The organism is Singulisphaera rosea (assembly GCF_054877945.1).
On record NZ_JBTYIP020000037.1, the window covers coordinates 23,495 to 42,326 of the forward strand.

Here is an 18,832-nt window from a genome sequence, read left to right on the forward strand (position 1 = left end):
GTGGGGGGGTAAAAGCCATCCAAGTGTAATGTGCAATGGGGCGGCAACACTAGAGCGCTTGCGCCAAGCCGCAATGAAAAAGGGAGGAAGAGACGCTGCGGGGTGCCGATTTTTCAGAAAACGGCGATTTTGCGAGGTCGTCGAGGTGGTCGTGACGACCCGTACCCTCGGGACACTGTGTGGGTGGAGGCATCACAATCGACGTCTCGAATCTCCTCTATCAAGCCATTTCCGCACTCCTTGCACTCCCTGGGCGCCACCTTCCCGGACGTCCGAGGTCTTGACCCGGGGCGGAAGGCGGATGGGTCGTATTGCCCCAACCGGCGAAGGCCGGAATTTTTTTCGGCCTCGGGAACAATCGGGAAACTTGCCGGCCTTATTGGTGTCGGGGAGCATCGAAAGGGGCCTTTTTGGGGGCGAGACGCGTGATCCGACGCTGGGACGGGGTGGCGGCCTTGAGGGACCTTCGCACGCTGTTCACGGTGGGGGTCGCCGGCGGCCTGACCGACGGGCAACTGCTCGAGCGGTTCACGGCGGGTCGCGGGGAGGCGGCCGAGGGGGCCTTCTCAGCCTTGGTCGAGCGGCATGGGCGGATGGTCTACCTCGCCTGCCGGGAGATCCTCCGCAATGAGCACGAAGCCCAGGACGCATTCCAGGCGACGTTCCTGGCCCTCGCGAGGAGCGGCCGTTCGCTCTGGGTCCGGGACTCGCTCGGCCCCTGGCTGCATCGCGTCGCCTGCCGCGTGGCGGTCCGCTCGAGGCAGGCGTCGGGGCGTCGGCTGAGGGTCGAACGCCTGGCGGCCGAGGACTCCGGCCGATCGACCTCGAGGGCGAACGAAGGTGAGGTCGTCGGGGCGCTCCACGAGGAGATCGACCGCTTGCCCGAACGGTTTCGAGCCCCGATCGTGCTCTGCGATCTCGAAGGGCGTTCTTACGAAGATGCCGCGCGGCACCTGGGCTGTCCCGTCGGGACGGTCAAGAGCCGCCTCGCCCGAGGGCGGGATCGACTGAGGCGCGAGCTCGAACGGCGAGGCCTCGCGCCTGCGGGGATGGCCCCAGGGGCTGCCGTCGTGCCCGGAGGGTCCGCGACGGTCTCTCCCGAGGCCCTGGAGTTGCTGTTTCGCTCGACCTGCGCGGTCATCTCCGCAGGACGAGGGACGGTCCCCGAGGCCTTGGGAACGCTGGCCGATGGCGTCTTGCGTTCGTTGGCCCTGGCGCGTTGGAAGTGGGCGATCGTGCTCGCCCTGGCGGTCGCAGGCGCCGGGGTGGAGGTCCGTCGGGTCGTCGGGCAGGGGGAGGCTGTTGCCCAGGCCTCGGGACCGCCTGAGCCGGTGGCTCCGTTCGACGAGGTGCGCGTCATCGGCGACCTCCGCGTGGTCATCTCGCCCGGGGCCGAGTCGCGGTTTACGGTCGTCGGGGGCCCGGCCCAGGCCGCTCGCTTGCGGTCGAAGGTCGAGGCCAGGGCGAAAGGCGGCCGACTCGTCCTCGAGCGGCTTCCCCGCGAGGACGAGGCCGGCGACGGAGCAGGGCAGGGAGGAGTCGACCTCCTCGAGGTTCGCGTCACGGCGCCCCGGCTTGTCGGGGTCCTCGCCGAAGGCCGCTCGGCCGTCGTGGCCGAGGGGCTCGAGGCCCCGACCGTGGTCCTGACCGTCTCCGACTCGGCGAAGCTCGAGGCCTCCGGGACGATCAAAGACCTGTCGGCTGTCCTGGGCGATGAGGCCCGGCTCGACGCCTCCCGGCTGGCCGTCGAGGACGCGAAGGTCACCGCGTCGGGCCACTCCTCGGGGATCGTCCGCCCGAAGGGGACCCTGAGCGTCCTCTCGCGCGGGGATGCCCGCGTCGAGTCGATCGGGGCGCCACGGCAGGTGAACAAGATGACTTCCGATCGTTCGCTCCTCATCGTGCGCTGACGCTCTCGACCAAGAACTCTGGACCTCGAACGGAACCCCCAGGCGGGGCCCGGTCTTCGTCCGTCTCTGGAGGCACCTTCTTGAAAACGTACAGCATGGGTTTTCGTAGGTTTACGCAAGTGTTGAGTGTCGTATTCGTCTGCGTGGCGGGAGGCGTGACGTTGGGAGCGTCGGCCGGTGCTTCGGAGCCCGCGACGTCCGCGGATCGTCCCGACGCCTTCGGGCGTGAGGTTGAGGCCTTGAGAGGCCTCCTTGGCGTGGCGGGGCTCCAGGTGTCGGTCGTCCGCGACGGCCAGGTCGTGATGGAGCGTGCCTACGGTCATGCCGACCTCGAGGCCAAGGTCCCGATGACGACCGACCACCTGATCGAGATCGCCTCGGTCACGAAGTCGATGACGGCGGTCGTCCTCATGCAGCTCGTCGAGGAGGGTAAGGTCTCGCTGGATGACCGGGTGGTGAAATACCCGTTCCACCGCTGGTTCTACCCGACGCGGATCACGCCGGAGGTCCGCTTGCGGCACGTCCTCAGCCACACGTCGCAGGGGCCTCCGGGCGAGGTCTACTGCTACGAGGGGAACCGCTTCGGGTTCGTCCTGGGGGCCTTCGGGACGACCCCGGAGGCGTACGGGGAGGCCGTCGCTCGCAGGCTCTTTCGGCCGCTCGGGATGGATCGGACCCTGCCGCAGCCCGGGGTCGCGCTCTCGGACTCGTTGCGAGGCCTGCTGGCGAAGCCGTACGGAGGATTCGACCCGGCGACGGGCCGGCCGGCCCCCGCCGCGAACCCGCCCGTCCCGAGGGATTACTTCCCGTCCTCGGGCTTCTTCTCGAACGTCAAGGACCTCGCCAGATACGCGGTCGCATTGCAGAAGCATGCGTTGATCTCGGGCCGGAGCTACGAGGTGATGGAGTCGCCCGGCCTCGGACGCGACGGCACGCCTCGGCCTTACGGGATCGGTTGGTTCTCGCAAGAATTCGCCGGCACCCGCCTGGTCTGGCATTACGGCTACGGCAACGGCAGCTCCGCCCTGTTGCTCCGGGTGCCGGACCGGAAGGTCACGCTGATTGCGCTCGCCAACTCGGAGAACCTGTCCGAGTCGACCCGCCTCGGCTACGGCAACGTGCTCGACGCCCCGCTCGCCGTCGCCTTCCTCAAGCACTTCGTCTTTGCGAAGGAGACGGCGGCGGAGGGGCCCTCATTCGACGCGGACCTCCCCACGATCCGCGCGGGGTTGACGGCACTCGACGCGAGCAAGCCGCACCCCATCCATGCCGAAGAACTCTTTGCTCAGGCCGTCGTCCGTGAGTTGATGTGGGGGCCGAATCGTGACAGCGACAAGGCCCGGGGGCTCCTGCGGACCCTCCTCGAGCTGAGGCCCAAACGCCTCCTCGACTCGGGGCTCACCGGCCTCGAGGTCCTCTCGAGGTACGACGACCCCGCCCTCAACCCGACGACCGAGCGCCTGGCCCTCGCCCTGACCCCGCCGGGCCCGGTCCACCCGGCGGCCCTGTTCTTCGCGTCTCGCTTCTTCGACGCGACGGGTCGCACGGCCCAGGCCCTGCGCCTGCTCGAGCGGCTCGCCGACTCGGCCTTCGAGGACGACCAACTGACCCTCGACGCCTGCGTCGCGCTGGGAGGTCGCCTCGCCTCGAGCGACCCGAAGCGGGCCCGTGCCTACTACTGGCGGGCGGTCCGAATCGGTTGGCAATCTCCGGGATACCCCCGGGGCAAGGTCGACCGTGCCATCGAGGCACTCAACGCCCTGGACCGCCCGGCCCTATCGCGTTGACGAGAGTTCTCGCTGATCTCCGCCGAGCCTTCATCGGAAGATTTCTTCACCACAAAGGCACACATGACACAAAGAATACTCAACAAGGAAGATCGAGGAGGATTGGCTCTCTCTGGCCCTTCCCCTTTGTGCCTTTGTGCTGAAATCCTCGCGTGGTCGTGGCTTTCACCCGACCTCGAACGCGGTGATGCCGTAGATGCGGTCGAGCGGCAGGCCCGGGTCGCCGCGGAGGTACATGCGGGTACACTCGAACTCAGGGACCATGCCGAGTCGACCGGCCAACGCCATGGCCGCGCGGTTCGGCTCGGGGACGTCCAGCGAGACCGGCGCATCCCTCCCCTTGTCGGCGATCGCCCCGAAGAGGGCGGTCGCCACCTCCTCATCGTCCGCGAAGAGTGGGCCGACCTTGAAGCCCACCCGGCAGGCCCGGATCACGCCGAAGCCCCGGATCGATCCGCCGTCGACGAACGCCAGGGCGGTCGTGTCGGGCTGGGCGACCCAGCGCGACAGGAACGCGGGCCTCTGCGCGGGGAAGTGCCGGGCGTCGTAGTCGACCAGGGCTTCGAACGGGACGGCCGAAACGTCCACGACCCCGGTTTCGGCCCCGTTCGGCAAGGTCCCGAAGTCGATCGGGCCCCGGGGCGTGAACGTATGGCGGATGCTGCGATGACTCGAGCGGTAGCCGAGCCTCGCGTATCGGTCGACCATCGCGGTGACGCCGTCGAGCCCCGCGTTGCGGTCCCCGACGTGGCGGAGCCTGGCCTGGGTGATCGCCAGGCCGTAGCCGAGGCCCCGGAACTCGCGTGCGACGATGTAGAGGCCGCAGAAGGCGAACGTGTCGTCGTACACCACCGCCGAGGCCCGGCCGACGACCTGGCCGTCCACGGTCCCCATGAAGAACCCGGACGGGTCGATGGCCCAGAAGCACTCGGCGTCGTGCCGGCCGGGATTCCAGCCCTCCAGGGCGGCCGCGTCGAGGGCGCGGTCGAGCTCCTCTCGGGGCATGCGTTCCACGCGGAAATCGCCCATGGCGGTGTTCCTGGTGTGGTGGCGAAGGTGCGATCGGGCCCTTGCGCCGGGTCCAAAGGCCCGATCGGGAAGACAGCCTTGTATCCTGATGTTTACAGCTGTCGGAGGAAGGCAATGAGGTCGCCCTTCTCCGACGCGTTGAGCTTCAGCTCGAGGATCAGGTTGAAGAACTCGACCGTGTCATCCAGGGTCAGCAACCGGCCGTCGTGGAGGTAGGGGGGAGAGTCCTTGATCCCTCGCAGGGGGAAGTTCTTGATCGGGCCGTCGCCGACCGCCGTGTGGTTGTTGATCGTCCTCGCGGTGAAGAACCGCTCGGTCTTCAGGTTGTGCATCAGGTTGTCGGTGTAATACGGCGGCACGTGGCAGGTCGCGCAGGTCCCCTTGCCGAAGAAGACCTCCTGGCCGCGGAGCTCGGCCTCCGTCGCCTTCTTCGGGTCGAGCTTGCCGTCGATCTTCAGCTTGGGGGCGGGGGGGAAGTCGAGCAGTTCCTGGAACTCGGCCATGAACGAGACCTGCGTCGAGCGGTCGAGGTGGTTGACCCCCTTCTTGGCGGCGATCACGTGGTCGCCGTCGAAATAGGCCCCCCCTTGCTCGAACTCGGTGAAGTCCTCGATGCTCTTGAGGGCCCGCTGTGAGCCGAAGAGGCGCTCGATGTGGACGCCACGGAGGGTCGGCGTGTCGATCCGGTGCCGGGACGCCTGGGGACGGACGTCGGGCGCGAGGTGGGTCGCGCCATTGGCGTGGCCGTTGACGTGGCAATCGAAGCAGGTGACCCCCCGACTCGGCAATACGGAGCGCCGGTCGTCGGTCGAGTTGAACTGCTGCTGCGGGAACGGCGTCACGAGCAGGCGGAGCCCCTCGAGCTGCTTCGGGTTCAGGATCCCGTCGAAGATCGCGAAGTAGTTCGCGATCGTGACGACCTTGCCTTGCGAGACGTCGCCGAGGTCGGGCCTCGTCGTCAGGTAGATCGGCGCGGGGAACTCGGGCAGGACGTGGTCCGGGAGGTCATAGTCGAGGTCGTACCGCGTGAGGTCGCGGGCCTCCTGCCGCTTGATCTCGTCGATGTGGAACTTCGGGAAGATCATCCCACCTTCGGGGTGGTTGGGGTGCGACAGGGGCAAGAACCCTTTGGGGAAGACGTCCTGGGCCTTGATCTCCTCGGGGGTCATCGTCCCGAGCACCTCCCAGGTCATCCCGGCCGGCAACTTCGCCCGTACCCCTCCCTGAACCGCTTTGCCGCGCGACATGGTGACGCCATCGGCGGGCCGGTCGTCCAGGTCGTACCGCTCGGCGAGCAGGCCCAATTGCCTCGCCATGATCTCCGGCTTGGCGGCCTCCATCCCCTTCCGGACGGCCTCGGGCGTCTCCTTGACCACGACCGGAAGATAACTCGAGTCCTTCGCGCCGGGCGTTTGCCCATACGCCGAGAGTCCCGAGGATGTGGCCACGGTCAACCACGCAACCCAAGCCTTCGCCCTACCGGCTTTCATGTGTTCCCCCTCTTCATTGGCAAACGATGACGGGCCGAGCGCTCCGCCTTAACAGTTGGGCGCGCGAGGAGGACAACCCCGCCCCCTTCCGCCCGTTCACGAGGCCTCTCCGTCGCACGGGCCTCCGCCGTCGAGTCTTTCGCCGTCCCGCGTCCGCCGGGATCGCTCCGGCCTTCCCCTGGATCTGAACGCAACCGTCCCGCGATCACAACAGGTCGTCGGGAATTCCGTTTGGGTGAGTCCGCGCCTCGGTGACCGTGCGGGAGTCGGGCCGATCCTGCCCGTCCTTGAGGACGATGACCGGGAGTGGTCGACGGTCGTCCGGAATCGGCGAGAGTTGCCGCCGCCAAGGGTCGATGAATAGTTAAGAAGAGTCGAGGTCGAGTGATGGCGGTTCGCCGTCCTTTGGCCCCGGGCGTCCATCCTCAAAAGCAAAGCCGAGGGTGGCGTCGTTGACGCGACCGGGGGTCCGGCACACGCGCTCACTTTCACGCCCCGCAGGAGAGGAACGTCGCGAATGCGCACGCGAGCTTACCGACCCGAGGCTCCCGCCGGTCTGGAGGACCGATTCCTTTTGTCGGTCGCCGGGGCCGATCCGGTCGTGATCACGAGTCGGCAGTACGACGCGATCATCAACGAGGTCCACTTCGGCTTTCAGCAGTATTCCCGGAACGGCAACATCCCGCACCTTCGCTACCAACTTCAGCCGGTCGCCGAACTGATCCCCTTCGGGAAGGTGGACGGCCTCGGCAACGGGATCAACCGGATCCTGACGACGATGCGACGGGAAGCCAAGGCCGGTCTCTACCGCGCCATCCCCCATGCCCGCAACGACGTCATCATCTTGATTCATCAGGATGTGGCGGCCCGGATCGATTCCGGAGACGTCGTCCTGGATTGATCGCGACTCGAATGCGGATCAACCCGGTCGGTCCCCTCCGGTCGGCGTGAGCCGGTTCTCCTCGGGACGGACCTTCACGTACGTCGCTCGAGAGCCGATCGCCTTTGCCCTTCCCCCCCCATCCCCGCACAATCGGGCGGCCGAGACCCCGAGCGATCTCGCAGGGTCGGCCGACATCGTCATCACCTCTCCGCGTTTGCGCCGAAGGGCAGGGCGAGGGTCCAAAGAAGGTGGTGATGTTGTTATTGGATTTGCATTAAAGCGTTCGTTTGTGTGATTCGCTTGGACGCCCCCTGGGCATCTCCGCGTCGAGCCGCTATCTTGTTCGGTTGCGGTCCTGCTGTCTGAATCACGGCCGATTGTGGTCGGTCGGGACACGGGCTCCGCCATCTCCTCGTACTGAGCCCTGGGCTCGCCAAAAGGAGAATGCCACATGATATCGGCTCCGTTCGGGCCCTGCCCGATGTCCGGTCCACGCTCGATGAGATCAGGCGCCTCCAGGCCGATCGCGCCCACCGGGATACTCGGCGGGTGTTCTTCATCGAGGGGGTGAGGAACGTCGTTCATGCCCTCGAGAACGACGTCCCCATCGAGTTGCTCGTCTGGAGCGAGAAGCTCCTGATCGTCCCGATCGCCCGCAAGTTGGTCCGCGACCGATGCCGGTCGGGCACGCCGACGTTCCACATGTCTCCCGAAGACTTCCGCCAAATCTCCGCGATGCCTCGAGCCTCGGGCGTGGGCGCGATCGTCGCCCAGAAGTGGTCGACGCTGCACGGCGCCTCGCCGAAGGCCGGACTCTGCTGGATCTTGCTCGAAGCGGTCCGTTCCGAGGGGAACCTCGGGAGCCTGATCCGGACCTCCGAGGCCATCGGGGGGGCCGGGTTCATCCTGGTCGGGCCTTCGATCGACCCTTACGCTCCGGGGGTCGTTCGCGCTTCGATGGGGGCGTTGTTCCGGCAGTCCTTCATCCGGACGAACGACCGAAGCCTTCGGAACTGGGTCCGCCGCCATCGCTGCCGCGTCGTCGGCGCCTCGCCGGGCGGCTCGGCCGACCTCCACCGCTTCCACTATCCCCGACCCACCATCCTCGCATTGGGCGAGGAACGCCAGGGACTCTCGCCAACCCAGCGTGATCTCTGCACGGATCTCGTGCGCATCCCCATGGTCGGTGCGGCCGACTCGCTGAACCTCGGTGTGGCCGGGAGCTTACTCCTCTACGAGGTGTATCGTGCCAGGGCGATGAGGCCGAGCAACCGTCCATAAGTGCCGTACGACTTCGGGCACGCTGTGTTTGTTGAAGTGCAGGACCCGGGGGGAAACCCCTCGCTGAAGTCCACCGGGTCGTCTGCGATTGAGGTGGTGACAGACTCACCACAAAGGCACAAAGGGTCCCGAGAGAACATTCGGAAAGCGATCCGTTCCCTCGGGATTCTGTCCTTGGTGGGTGTTTGTGGTTGGATTCGGCGAAGTGTTTCTTTTTATGAATCTCGGTCGGCGCGGAGGAAGTCCCTACGTTCTACAACGTAGGGGAGCTGGCCGCCGCCCCCTTCACATCGTCTCGACGATGACGGCCTCACCATGTCCCATAGAATGGGGGCAACAATGCTCAAGATTCGCCCGGTCGCGTGGTCTTTCTCCGTCGTCGTCCTCGCGTCCAGTGTGTCGCTCGCGGCCGATTCCCCGGCCTTGACGGCCTTGAAGGAGCAGGGGCTCATCAGGTCGGGCCGGCTCTTCGTCATCGACGCGGAGAAGCCCGTTTTGCAGAAGATGAAGGAAGCCCGGGCGACCCTCGCGGAGTACACCGCGACCGAGAACCGGAAGGAGGAGTCGGGCCGCGCCTCGGGCGAGCTCGCCCAGTTGGAGGCATGCCGCACCGAGCTCCGGCAGAGGCTCGAGGATATGAATCAACAAATAAACGAGCAAAGTTTTCAACAAGGCAATGGCCCGGGGCGGCAGGGGGCCGGCAACTTCGGCCGGGGGGGCTTTTCGTCGCCGCTGGTCGCCCAGCGCAACCAGATCCGGATGGAACTGGCCGAGGTCGAGTCGCACCTCAAGGACTTCAAGGACGAGGTGCCCAAGGAGACGGATCGCAAGGCGTTGGAGGAGGAGAGCAAGAAGAACCGCGAAACGGTCAAGACGACCCTGGAAGACCTGCGCCGGTCGGTGGATGAGGTTACGAAAAAATATGATGATCTTCGCGCGGCCTCGTCGGTCAAGGCGGCCCTCGAAACCCTGGAGAAAGACCGGGCCGGCTCCTTCAAGCTCGGCCCCTCCGCCGCCTTCACCGCCGGGGTGAAGACGCTCGAGAACGCCGAACGATTGGTCCTGAAGAAGGCGGCGTCCTCAACACGGAAGAAGGGGCGTTCCAGGCGTTGATGTCGTCCCCGGCGGCGGGTTGTGTTCCAATGACAAATGTCTTACAGTGGGGGAAGGGCGGGCTGCTCATTGTCCTTGGCAAGGTGCGGGAGGGGACTGATGCGGGCGATCGTCGTCTCGGTGCTACTCGTCGGCGGTCTGGGCGGACGCGAAGGGGATAAAGCGGCCGACGGCCTGACCGTCCGCGAACAGTATCAGGCCGTGCTCGATGAGCTCGTTGCGGCCCGACGTGAGTTCAACGCGAAGCACGGGTCGGCGACGACCGAAGAGCGGCAAAAGGAGCTTCGCGCGAGGTTCCCGTCGCCCCACGACTACTACGCAAGGCTCCTGGCCCTGGCCGAGGCGAACCCCGACGACCCCGCTTCGGTCGACGCGCTCATCTGGATCGTCGCGACCAGTACTAGTGGATATGACGCGTTCAAGGAGCGGGGGGAACGGATCAAGCGGGCCATGGACCGGCTCGCCAAGGCCCATCTCGACGACGTCCGGGTCGGTCGCCTCTGCCTGGAACTCGTCGCGGGGGCGGCGCCCCTCAGGGATGATTTCCTCCACACGGTCTTTACCAGGAGCACCGATCGAGGGATCAAGGGGCGTGCGTGCCTGGCGCTGGGCGAGTTTCTCCTGGTGAAGTCGGAAACCGTCGCCTCGCTGAAGGAGCCGGGCGGCGGCGAGCGGATGGGGCGTGTGAAGGCGGATTCTCCCCACCGTTTGCCTTACTACAATCAGCTCCTGCGGGAGGACCCCGAAGCCCTGTCGCGTGAAGGGGAACGGCTGCTGGAGTTGGCGATCGCCGACTACGGCGACCTTCCCTACGACCCGACCTTCTCCTCGGACGGGGGAAAACACCTGGCCGACGTGGCTCGGGCGGACTTGCGGCGGCTTCGCGACCTCGAGGTCGGGCAGGTGGCCCCGGAGATCGACGGCAAGGATGTCGAGGGACGCCGATTCCGGCTGAGCGAGTATCGGGGCCGGGTCGTGTTCCTGACCTTCTCGGGCAACTGGTGCGGGCCCTGTCGGGCGAAGTACCCCGAAGAACGCGCCCTCGTGGAGCGTCTCAAGGGCCGGCCGTTCGCCCTCCTGAGTGTGAACACCGACGAGGACCCCGAGACCTTGCGTCGCGCGATCGACCAGGGCGAGATCACCTGGCCTTGTTGGTGGGAGTCGGGTGTCGAGGGGCCAATTTGCACGCAGTGGGCGATCCAGGGGTTTCCGCACGCCGTGCTGATTGATCATAAGGGTGTGATTCGTTCCTGTGGATCGTTTGCCGAAAGCGATGTCCTTGCCGTCGTCAAAGCCTGTGAAGAGGAGCCTCGGGACGTCATCCGGCCCAAATAGGGGGCACCTCGGGGCGAGGTTCCCCAGAGGGGTAAGTTGAATGGGTCGGCGAGGGGAAGCGCGAATGGCAGAAATGGGGGGGCTTCATCGAGGGGCCGCGACAAACGGCTTGCTGAATTCGTAGCTCTCGGTTATTTTCCCGCCGCGTCTTCAGTGAGAGTTCCGGGATCGCGGAAGGAATGCGCGATCGTTGGCCGAGCGCGTTGAGGCGACGCTCAGGGAGGAGTCGATGCCGATGCTGGCCATCGGGGCGTGGGCCCGGCGCTGGGGGATGGAAGTCGTCCTGGCGGTCCTGGCGAGTGTGGTGTTCCTGGGGTTCCTCGGCGCGGTCGACCTCTGGGGCAAGCGCGAGCAGCGGGCGTCGGCCGAGGCGCTGGACACCGTCGACCAGAAGCACTGGCTCGTGGCACAGATCCAGGGGAGGCCCCGGCTCGAGAAGCCGCCGCTCCCTCGGTGGACCATCGCCACGTTGGTCACGCTCACCGGCCTTCGCGACGAGTGGGTCGTCCGGCTCCCCAGCGCCCTCTCGGCGCTCGGCATGGTCGCGCTCGTCTATGCGCTGGGTTGCCGGCTCGGCGGCCGGTCGGTCGGGCTGGCGTCGGGGTTCGTGCTGACCTCGCTGGCATTCTTCATCAGCGAGCTTCGGCAGGCGGGGAACGACGGCCCGCTCGCCTTCTTCACGACGCTGGCGATCTACGCCGCCTGGCGGCGACTGCACGGCAATCGCGAGGCGCTCGACGAAGAGCCACCGGGGGCCCGGGTCTGGAACTTCGTGATGTATGAGGCGCTCGGGCTCGGCTTCCTGACCAAGGGGCCGATTATCATCGTGCTCGTCGCGTTCGCCCTGATCCCGTACCTGGCCTCGGCGGGCCGGTTCCGGCAAGGCTTGCGCTGCCTGGCGGACGGTTGGGGGCTGGGCCTGTTCGTCCTCCTGGCCCTGAGCTGGCCGGTCCCGGTCGTGATCAACGACACCAACGCGGCACGGGTCTGGTACCTCGAGATGGGCCAGAAGGCGGGGACGGCCGGGATCTCGCACCACCGGCACCACGACGTGCTCGCGGCCGACTGGCCGCTGATGACCGCCCCCTGGATCATCTTCGCGACGACCGCCGTGATCCTGCCGTTGATGCCTCGGGGGAAGAAATACCGTCCATTGATCTGGTTCCCCTGGGCCTGGGCGGTTGGCAACCTGGCGATGTTCTGCCTCTGGTCGGTCGCCAAGCCCAACTATTACCTACCGTGCCTACCCGGTGTCGCGCTCCTGGTCGGGCTCGAATGGGTCCGCCTGACGAGGGTGGCGCGTGAGACGGGGGAAGGTTCCGGGGCGGCCCGGCGCGTCCTGCAATTCCACTGGGTCGCGGGGTTCGTGGCCGCGGTCGTCGCCCCAGTGGTCATCTATCGCATCGCGCCGGAGTTCCTGGGCTGGATGATCGCCTTCTCGGTCGCGGCCGTCGCCTCGGTGGTCGTGAGCGCCTGGGCGTGGCGTCGAGGGGCCGACGTCGGGGCGATGGCCTCGCTCGTCGGGGCCTGGGCGTTCGGCATCCTCATCATCTATGGCGCGGTCGCGCCGACCTTGAACGGGACGCGGAGCCATCGGGCCCTGGCCGCAAGCATCGACAAGGTCCTCCCGCCCGACGTGCGGACCGTCATGTTCTTCCACGAGCTCGACGAGGGGCTCTGGTTCTACCTCCGCGACCGGACGCTCGCCCCGGTGCCGGGGAGCCAGCCCGTCTACAACAAGGGCTTCGACCTCTACAAAGAGTTCCGCACGGGGCAGCTCGAGCTCGACCCGAACAAGCGGCTCGAGTCCGAGAAGAAGATCCTCCTGAGTTGGATCGCGAGCCCGGATCGCTCCTCTTCGTACGTCTTGATCCGCAAGGCCCTGTACGAGCCGTTCGCCCCCGCCCTTGCGGGCCTGGCCACCCCAGTCCACTCCGAGCAGGGCCTCGTGCGGCACGAGCTGGTCCTGCTCCGCGTCGACTCCTCGGGCCCCATCGCGACCCGCTCCTCCGAGAACGAGAGCGGGCGGAAGTAGGCGGGCCAGGGTAGGGGGGGATCCCCCTCCCAATACCACCGAATCCTCAAACGCAGAGGGGAGGCGCCGAAGCTTGGCACCTCCCCTCTGTGTGCGCGCACGCCGGTTTCGTTCGGCGGTGAGGACCCAGTGCCTCGTCGACCTTTGATTCGGAGTGAGCCGCCACTCTCATTGTCATCTGACACACAGGACCGGACGGGCCTCCCCCCGGTTGGCGGGGCACTCCTGCCCCGCTCTTGCTCCGCAAGCCGAGACGAAAGCCACAGGGCAACAGTGTCCCGCCTACCGGAGGGGATCATCCTTACCCAATCCGAACGGGATTCTCGTCAGTTTGACGTTGGGGATTGGGGAGAGATTGCGTGTTGGCGAAACGGGATGACTGATGGTTTTCGGATTACCTCGAGTTTGCCGGCGTCTCATTTTGTTTAGATTCCCTGGATTTCCCGACCCGTACAACCGGCACGATCTGTCGACGTAACTCCTTGGTATAAAACGCGAAGCGACCTCAAGGGGGCTGCCTGCGATGACGATACATGTCATGGCTCGCCAAGGCAACGGCCACGGCGAGGACTCGGGAGCACCGATTGGGTGGTGTCGTCGAGAGGGTTGGGCCGCAAGGCCTCGGGCTCGGGAAAGCCCGCCGAAGGACGACACCGTGACCAGCCAAACTAAAGGGATGAGCGAGACGGCCGGCCGGATTCGCCTCCCTTGATCGATCGATTGCCAAGGAGATAGTCTCCCATGTTGAAGCCCTTGACGTTGAGCCTCGCCCTCGCCGTCGCTCTTGGCGCCTCCACCGTGAGCATGGCGGGCGGCCTGTTCGCGGGCAGCGGTTGTTCGACCTGCGGCCTGGCCTCGCCCCAGGGCGTGATCCCCAGCGCCCAGGCGGCCCCGATCGCCTCGGCCCAGAGCGACTGCGGCTACAGCCCCTGCGCCGCCCCCAAGAAGTGCAACCTCTTCTCCGGCTTCAAGAAGCCCAAGTGCTTCACCTTCCAGTACGAGTGGGTGCTGAAGAAGAAGCTGGTTTGGAACCACAAGACCCCCTGCGCCGCCCCGACCTGCGACACCTGCAGCACCGTCTACCCGACGGCCCAGGGTTACGCCAGCCCCCAGGGCTATAGCAGCCCGCAGGGCTACAGCAGCCCGCAGGCGGTCGCCAGCGGCCAGATCTACGGTGCGGCCAGCTACACCGCCCCGGCCACCGAAGCCGTTGCCGCCCCGGCTGGCGACGAGGCTCCTCCCGCCCCGGCCGCCCCGGCCGCCGAAGTCCCCGCCGCTCCCCCGGCCCCGGCCGCTCCCGCCGCCAACGCCCCCCAGAGCAGCCTGCTCTTCTCCACCCCCGCGGGTAACTGAGCTAGCCCTCGCTCAAGTGGGGTGTTCGGGACCTCCCGAGACCCGACGGAGCCCGGACCGAAGCCAACCCTGGCTTCGGTCTGAATCCTCTTGAGATTCAAGCGGCCCTCGCATCGCACGATGCGAGGGCCTTTTCGTCGTTTGAGGACCGCCGAATCGGCACGCCTTGCCGCGTCGCTCGCGATTGACAAACCGGGCTGATTGTGGATAAATCCCCAATGCAGGATGCGACGGGCCCCTGGATCCCAAGGATCGGGATGGCGGCGGTTCGCGACAGTCGAGGGACGAGGGCGTCGAACGGCCCTCGCGGAACCCTCGGGGCGAGCCGGCCGATTGGGCCCTTCCCGTCTGCTTTCCCCGTTCACGCGCCTCCAAAGACCGCGGCGATGTCGACCCCGGACGGCCCCTCGAAAGGATTCGCGGGACTCGGGCATACTCGGCGGATGCGTCGCGACCGAAGAGGCTCGGAGGAGAGTCGATGCGGACCGAGAACCCCTCAACGCCGGCCGCCAGGATCCGCGACTACTGGTCGCGCGCCCGGCGTTCCGTGCTGGAGCAAGGGCCGGCCGTACGCTGGCTCGCGGGCCTCGGTGTGCTCGCGGCGATCCTGGCGTTCGGCTACATGGCCACCGCCCCCGCCTCGGGCAAGTACCTCGGGGGCGGGAGATCCTACACCTCGGGCGATCGCGACAAGATCACCCGCACCCTCGACGCCGAGGGAATCCCGTATCGCGTCGTCGACCAGTGCATCGACGTCTCGGCCGATCGGTTCGAAGAAGCTTCGGCGATCCTCTCCAAACTCGACCTCGGCCCGCACTCGCCGACCGAGATCCGTCGGAGGACCCAGGCCTCCGGGCTCTGGAAGTCGTTCGAGACGGCCTCGGAGCGAGAGCAGCGCGACCTCGAGGTTCGCGAGGAGATCCTCGAATCCTTGATCGCGAAGTTCAACGGGATCGAGTCGGTCTTCGTCCGGCTCAACCGGATCCGGACCTACCAAGGCCTGAGGCCGGTGTCGATGACGAGCGCCTCGGTCGACCTCGACACCGAGGACAACCGAGAGCTCAACCCCGACGTCGTGCAGGCGATCCAGAACGTGATCGTCGCGAACGAGCCCGAGGTGAAGGCCGACGCCGTCTCGGTGATCGCCCGAGGGCGATTCTATCTGAAGGCGGGCAATCCCACGGTCGGGGCGATCTCCAGGACCAGGGCCCGCGAGGACGAGATCCGTCGGCAAGTCTCCGACGAGCTCTCCTGGATCAAGGGGCTCCAGGTCTCGGTGCGCCTCGTCCCCGCCCCTCCGCCGCCGCCGAAGCCCACCCCGGCGCCCGAGCCGCCGCCGGCCGCGCACGACATGGTCATGGCCAACATGCCCGTCGTGCCGCTCGACCCCGAGCCGAAGCCGGCCCCCGCGGTCCCGAAGGAGCCGACTCCGCCGCCGGCCCCGGCCGTCGACCGCTATCTGGCGAAGGTCTGGGTCAAGGTGCCGAGCAGCTTCTACTACCGAGCGGCCGCCAGCCGGAGCCTGTCCTCCGAGGAGATCAGCAAGCTCATGGCCAAGACCCACGGGTTCATCCGAAAGGCCGTGGATTTGGCGGTCGCCCCCGCCGAGGTGGGCGAGGAGCCGAAGATCGACACCATCCCGGACGACGTGGAGACGAGGATCGCGCCGGTGCCCCCCGCGATGCCGGAGACGCTCCGGAGCCCCTCCTGGTGGCTCCCCGCGGGTGTTGCCGGTGGGATCGCGGCGATGGCCCTGATCGTCGGATTGAGGATGCTGGCCGTCCGACGGCCGTCGCCGGCTCCCCCCGCTCCCGAGAAGGACCTCGGCCGTTACACGAGGGATGAGCCGTCCGAGTCGGTCCCGGCCCCGACCGAGCGGGTCCGCGAGTTGATCAGGCGCAATCCCGATGCCGCCGCGAGCGTCCTGAACCGCTGGATCGGACAGGGAGGGCACGCCGGATGAGCCGACAGGAATCGCACCGAGCGACCGCGTCGGGCGTGGCCGGGTCTCCGGACCCCGACGACGAGCCCACGCCGCTCCGCAAGGCGGCCATCCTGCTCGTCAGCCTCGAGCAGCCGTTGGCCTCCCAGCTCCTGGCCCACCTCGACCGCTCGGCGGTCGAGGCGGTGACCCTCGAGATTGCCCGGCTCGAGCGGATCGCTCCGGCGGAGCAGCATTCCGTCCTTGAGGAATTTTACGGCCTGGGCCTGCGAAGGCTCCGTTTTGTGTTCGAAGATGTGGTCAAGATGGACGATAGAGACATCCGGGAGGCGTATCACGAGGAGGACGCCGCGACCTGGGCCCTGGCCCTGGCCGGGGCGGCCCGCCCGGTGTGCGCCAGGGTCCTCGAGGCTCTCTCGGCCTCCTCGGCCGATTCGCTTCGCAGGGCCTTGGCCAAGCTCGGGCCGTTCCGCCTCGATGATGCCGAGGCCGCCCAGGCCGACGTGACCGAAAGGCTGCGTCGCCTCCATGACCACGGACGACTCACCCTTCCCGACCCCAACGGTCAGGAGGCCATCCTTGTCTGACCTCGTCGCGTTCGAAGACCTGGGAGACCTCGACGGGACCGACCTCCGTGCGGTCCTCGGTCAAGTGTCTCGCGAACAACTCCTCGAGGCGCTCTGCGGGACCCCTCCGGGCGTCCGCCGATTGCTCTTCACCAAGCTTTCCACCGCCTCGGCCGTCGAACTCGAGGCCCAGGTCAACGCGCATGCGTCGGTCTCATTCGAGACCGTGCAGACCGCGCAGCGTGCCGTCGTCGATGCCCTCTGCCGGCTCAGCCGGGCGGGGCAGGTCGCCTTCGATGACCCCGAGGACATGGTGGCCTAGGAATCGGCCCCTTTGTTTTCGGCCAATCGGCCGCGAATCACCCAGGGAATTCCGACATATCTCGTTCGCCCCTCGCGTGCGGTCGAATCGGCCGCGCGGGGGACGGGACGAGGGGTAAGAAGACCCCGGGGCCTCGAACTTCGTTCGTCAACATTCGAGTACGCCGACGGCCCTTTCGCGAAGGATTTGCGAATGCCGAGCGCAACCAGGATTCGCCGACGCGCCCTCGCGGGGATGGGAACGATCCTCATCCTCGGGGCATGGGCCTTCAGCCCGCTCTCAATCCACGCCGAGGCCGCCCAGGCCGAGGCCCCTTCGAGCGTCCCCTCCGCCAAGGCTTCCGACTCGCACCCCTGGCCGTCCCGAGACGTCCTCCGTCGAGGGTCGTCGGAGGGCCAAGGTCGTTCGGGATCATGGTGGCTCGGCACGGCCGGGGTCGCGGTGGTCCTGGCCGTCATCGGGGGGATCGGCGTCGCGACGAGACGCCAACTGCCCGGCCTGGCCTCCGGGCCGCTCCGCGTGGTCGGGCGCACGAGCCTCTCTCCCAAGCACACCGTCTACCTCCTCCGGGCGGGGAGCCGCGTCCTGATCGTGGGCGCCGGCCCGCAAGGCGCGCCTTCGCTGCTCGGCGAGCTCAGCGACCCCGAGGACCTCGAAGCCTTCGCCCCTCCAGGGCGCCGAGCTCCGACCGTCGTCACGTCCTCCTTCGATCGCCGGGTGGGGGACGACGAATGAACACGCGACCCCGACTTTGGAGGAACGTCGGTCGGCCCTCTCTCGCCCTCGCGATCGGCGTGGTCGTGCTGCTCGGCGCCTCGCCCCCCGGCCGACCGACCGCCCCGAACGAGCGCGGGTCGAAAGGCTCGGTGGTCCTGTCGAACCAGGCCGTCTCGGTCGAGGAGCCCGCACCTCAGGCCGCGCGGCCCCCTCGGACGGTCGCGACCCCCTCGGGCCGCAAGCCAGGGCCCTCGGCCCCGCCGCCGGCCACCGGACGTCCCGCCGACCCGGCCGTCTCCGCAGCCGCCGCGACGACCCCGGCGAACCCGCTGGGCACCGACGACCCGGACCAGGTCGTCCGGACGCTCAAGACGGTCGCCCTGTTCTCGCTCGTCTCGCTGGCGCCCGCGGCGCTCCTGATGGTGACGGCATTCGTTCGGATCAACATCGTCCTGCTCTTGCTCCGACAGGCGCTCGGGAGCCCGCAGGTCCCCGGCAACCAGGTCCTCATGGTCCTCTCGCTCCTGCTGACCGCGATCGTGATGCAGCCGGTGGCCGAGGAGGTCTACAAGAAGGGGATCGAGCCGTACAACTCGAAACGGGCGTCCGCCGCCGAGGCCTGGGAGTCGGGCTCTCGGCCGATCAAGCAATTCATGTTTGAACAGATCGTCCGTACGAAGCACGAGCGCTACCTGCTCCAGCTCTACGACCTGGCGGTCCCGCGCTCGGCGGGGCAGCCCGAGCCGGCCACCGTCGAGGAGGTCCCGCTCCGGGTCATCGCCCCGGCGTACCTGCTCAGCGAGCTGACGACGGCCCTGGTCATCGGGTTCACGATCTACCTGCCGTTCCTGGTCGTCGACCTGGTCGTCTCGGCGGTGCTCGCGGCGATGGGCCTGTTCATGCTCCCCCCCTCGCTCGTGGCCTTGCCCCTGAAGTTGATCCTATTCGTACTCGCCGATGGCTGGATGCTCGTGGCTTCGATGCTGCTGCGGAGCTTCGCGACCTGAGCTGTCCCGAAACCTGTTTTTTTCTTAAAAAACGGGTTTCTGTGGCCTTAGGCGACGGCATC

15 protein-coding genes are annotated in these 18,832 nt (G+C 67.3%); 13 read left to right on the forward strand and 2 right to left on the reverse strand.

The genetic code is table 11. The annotated features are described in order from the left end of the window. Positions 1–425 precede the first annotated feature (425 nt). Positions 426–1,910, forward strand: a complete 1,485-nt coding sequence (locus ACYOEI_RS36415; RefSeq protein WP_462855276.1) for a sigma-70 family RNA polymerase sigma factor — start codon at positions 426–428, stop codon at positions 1,908–1,910. Positions 1,911–2,032: 122 nt separating this feature from the next. After that, positions 2,033–3,697 carry a serine hydrolase domain-containing protein gene (locus ACYOEI_RS36420; RefSeq protein WP_462855278.1) on the forward strand — a complete coding sequence of 555 codons (1,665 nt, stop codon included), beginning with the start codon at positions 2,033–2,035 and terminating at the stop codon, positions 3,695–3,697. Positions 3,698–3,862: 165 nt separating this feature from the next. Here the strand turns inward: ACYOEI_RS36420 and ACYOEI_RS36425 are convergent, their stop codons facing one another. Together ACYOEI_RS36425 and ACYOEI_RS36430 are read right to left on the reverse strand one after the other, a co-directional pair. Beyond that, the gene (locus ACYOEI_RS36425; protein WP_462855280.1) at positions 3,863–4,726 is read right to left on the reverse strand and encodes a GNAT family N-acetyltransferase; all 864 of its coding nucleotides are present in this window, start codon (positions 4,724–4,726) and stop codon (positions 3,863–3,865) included. Between the two features lie 92 nt (positions 4,727–4,818). Further along, positions 4,819–6,216: a cytochrome B6 gene (locus ACYOEI_RS36430; RefSeq protein ID WP_462855281.1), complete on the reverse strand. Its 1,398-nt coding sequence runs from the start codon at positions 6,214–6,216 to the stop codon at positions 4,819–4,821. A 517-nt stretch (positions 6,217–6,733) separates the two neighbouring features. Between ACYOEI_RS36430 and ACYOEI_RS36435 the strand changes: the two genes are divergently transcribed. The 11 genes from ACYOEI_RS36435 (at position 6,734) to ACYOEI_RS36485 (ending at position 18,770) form a co-directional block, all read left to right on the forward strand. Continuing rightward, positions 6,734–7,117 carry a hypothetical protein gene (locus tag ACYOEI_RS36435; RefSeq protein WP_462855283.1) on the forward strand — a complete coding sequence of 128 codons (384 nt, stop codon included), beginning with the start codon at positions 6,734–6,736 and terminating at the stop codon, positions 7,115–7,117. 426 nt (positions 7,118–7,543) lie between these two features. Beyond that, positions 7,544–8,380, forward strand: coding sequence for a TrmH family RNA methyltransferase (locus tag ACYOEI_RS36440; protein WP_462855284.1), 837 nt, complete (start codon positions 7,544–7,546; stop codon positions 8,378–8,380). Positions 8,381–8,719: 339 nt separating this feature from the next. After that, entirely contained in the window at positions 8,720–9,493 is a 774-nt protein-coding gene (locus ACYOEI_RS36445) for an AAA family ATPase (protein WP_462855285.1), read from the forward strand. Positions 9,494–9,592: 99 nt separating this feature from the next. Continuing rightward, positions 9,593–10,828 (forward strand): TlpA family protein disulfide reductase, encoded by a 1,236-nt coding sequence (locus ACYOEI_RS36450; protein ID WP_462855286.1) that lies wholly within the window; start codon positions 9,593–9,595, stop codon positions 10,826–10,828. Positions 10,829–11,018: 190 nt separating this feature from the next. Next, positions 11,019–12,863 carry an ArnT family glycosyltransferase gene (locus tag ACYOEI_RS36455; protein WP_462855287.1) on the forward strand — a complete coding sequence of 615 codons (1,845 nt, stop codon included), beginning with the start codon at positions 11,019–11,021 and terminating at the stop codon, positions 12,861–12,863. A 741-nt stretch (positions 12,864–13,604) separates the two neighbouring features. Continuing rightward, positions 13,605–14,216, forward strand: a complete 612-nt coding sequence (locus ACYOEI_RS36460) for a hypothetical protein (protein ID WP_462855288.1) — start codon at positions 13,605–13,607, stop codon at positions 14,214–14,216. 478 nt (positions 14,217–14,694) lie between these two features. Continuing rightward, entirely contained in the window at positions 14,695–16,179 is a 1,485-nt protein-coding gene (locus ACYOEI_RS36465) for a flagellar biosynthesis/type III secretory pathway lipoprotein (RefSeq protein ID WP_462855290.1), read from the forward strand. Beyond that, complete coding sequence (locus tag ACYOEI_RS36470) at positions 16,176–16,745, forward strand: FliG C-terminal domain-containing protein (protein WP_462855292.1); 570 nt, start codon at positions 16,176–16,178, stop codon at positions 16,743–16,745. Before ACYOEI_RS36465 ends, ACYOEI_RS36470 begins: the two co-directional genes overlap by 4 nt. Then, the gene (locus ACYOEI_RS36475; protein WP_462855293.1) at positions 16,738–17,046 is read left to right on the forward strand and encodes a FliG C-terminal domain-containing protein; all 309 of its coding nucleotides are present in this window, start codon (positions 16,738–16,740) and stop codon (positions 17,044–17,046) included. The genes ACYOEI_RS36470 and ACYOEI_RS36475 overlap by 8 nt, the downstream gene beginning before the upstream one ends. A 192-nt stretch (positions 17,047–17,238) precedes the next feature. Then, the gene (locus ACYOEI_RS36480) at positions 17,239–17,781 is read left to right on the forward strand and encodes a FliO/MopB family protein (RefSeq protein ID WP_462855294.1); all 543 of its coding nucleotides are present in this window, start codon (positions 17,239–17,241) and stop codon (positions 17,779–17,781) included. Beyond that, the gene (locus ACYOEI_RS36485; protein WP_462855296.1) at positions 17,778–18,770 is read left to right on the forward strand and encodes a flagellar type III secretion system pore protein FliP; all 993 of its coding nucleotides are present in this window, start codon (positions 17,778–17,780) and stop codon (positions 18,768–18,770) included. The genes ACYOEI_RS36480 and ACYOEI_RS36485 overlap by 4 nt, the downstream gene beginning before the upstream one ends. Positions 18,771–18,832 lie beyond the last annotated feature (62 nt).

What these genes read in the sequence shown, in the direction of transcription:
- ACYOEI_RS36460 (WP_462855288.1), top strand. Translation starts at nt 13,605, where the DNA reads ATGTTGAAGCCCTTGACGTTGAGCCTCGCCCTCGCCGTCGCTCTTGGC.
- ACYOEI_RS36470 (WP_462855292.1), top strand. Translation starts at nt 16,176, where the DNA reads ATGAGCCGACAGGAATCGCACCGAGCGACCGCGTCGGGCGTGGCCGGG.
- ACYOEI_RS36440 (WP_462855284.1), top strand. Translation starts at nt 7,544, where the DNA reads ATGCCACATGATATCGGCTCCGTTCGGGCCCTGCCCGATGTCCGGTCC.
- ACYOEI_RS36485 (WP_462855296.1), top strand. Translation starts at nt 17,778, where the DNA reads ATGAACACGCGACCCCGACTTTGGAGGAACGTCGGTCGGCCCTCTCTC.
- ACYOEI_RS36445 (WP_462855285.1), top strand. Translation starts at nt 8,720, where the DNA reads ATGCTCAAGATTCGCCCGGTCGCGTGGTCTTTCTCCGTCGTCGTCCTC.
- ACYOEI_RS36435 (WP_462855283.1), top strand. Translation starts at nt 6,734, where the DNA reads ATGCGCACGCGAGCTTACCGACCCGAGGCTCCCGCCGGTCTGGAGGAC.
- ACYOEI_RS36430 (WP_462855281.1), bottom strand. Translation starts at nt 6,216, where the DNA reads ATGAAAGCCGGTAGGGCGAAGGCTTGGGTTGCGTGGTTGACCGTGGCC.
- ACYOEI_RS36425 (WP_462855280.1), bottom strand. Translation starts at nt 4,726, where the DNA reads ATGGGCGATTTCCGCGTGGAACGCATGCCCCGAGAGGAGCTCGACCGC.
- ACYOEI_RS36465 (WP_462855290.1), top strand. Translation starts at nt 14,695, where the DNA reads ATGCGGACCGAGAACCCCTCAACGCCGGCCGCCAGGATCCGCGACTAC.
- ACYOEI_RS36450 (WP_462855286.1), top strand. Translation starts at nt 9,593, where the DNA reads ATGCGGGCGATCGTCGTCTCGGTGCTACTCGTCGGCGGTCTGGGCGGA.
- ACYOEI_RS36480 (WP_462855294.1), top strand. Translation starts at nt 17,239, where the DNA reads ATGCCGAGCGCAACCAGGATTCGCCGACGCGCCCTCGCGGGGATGGGA.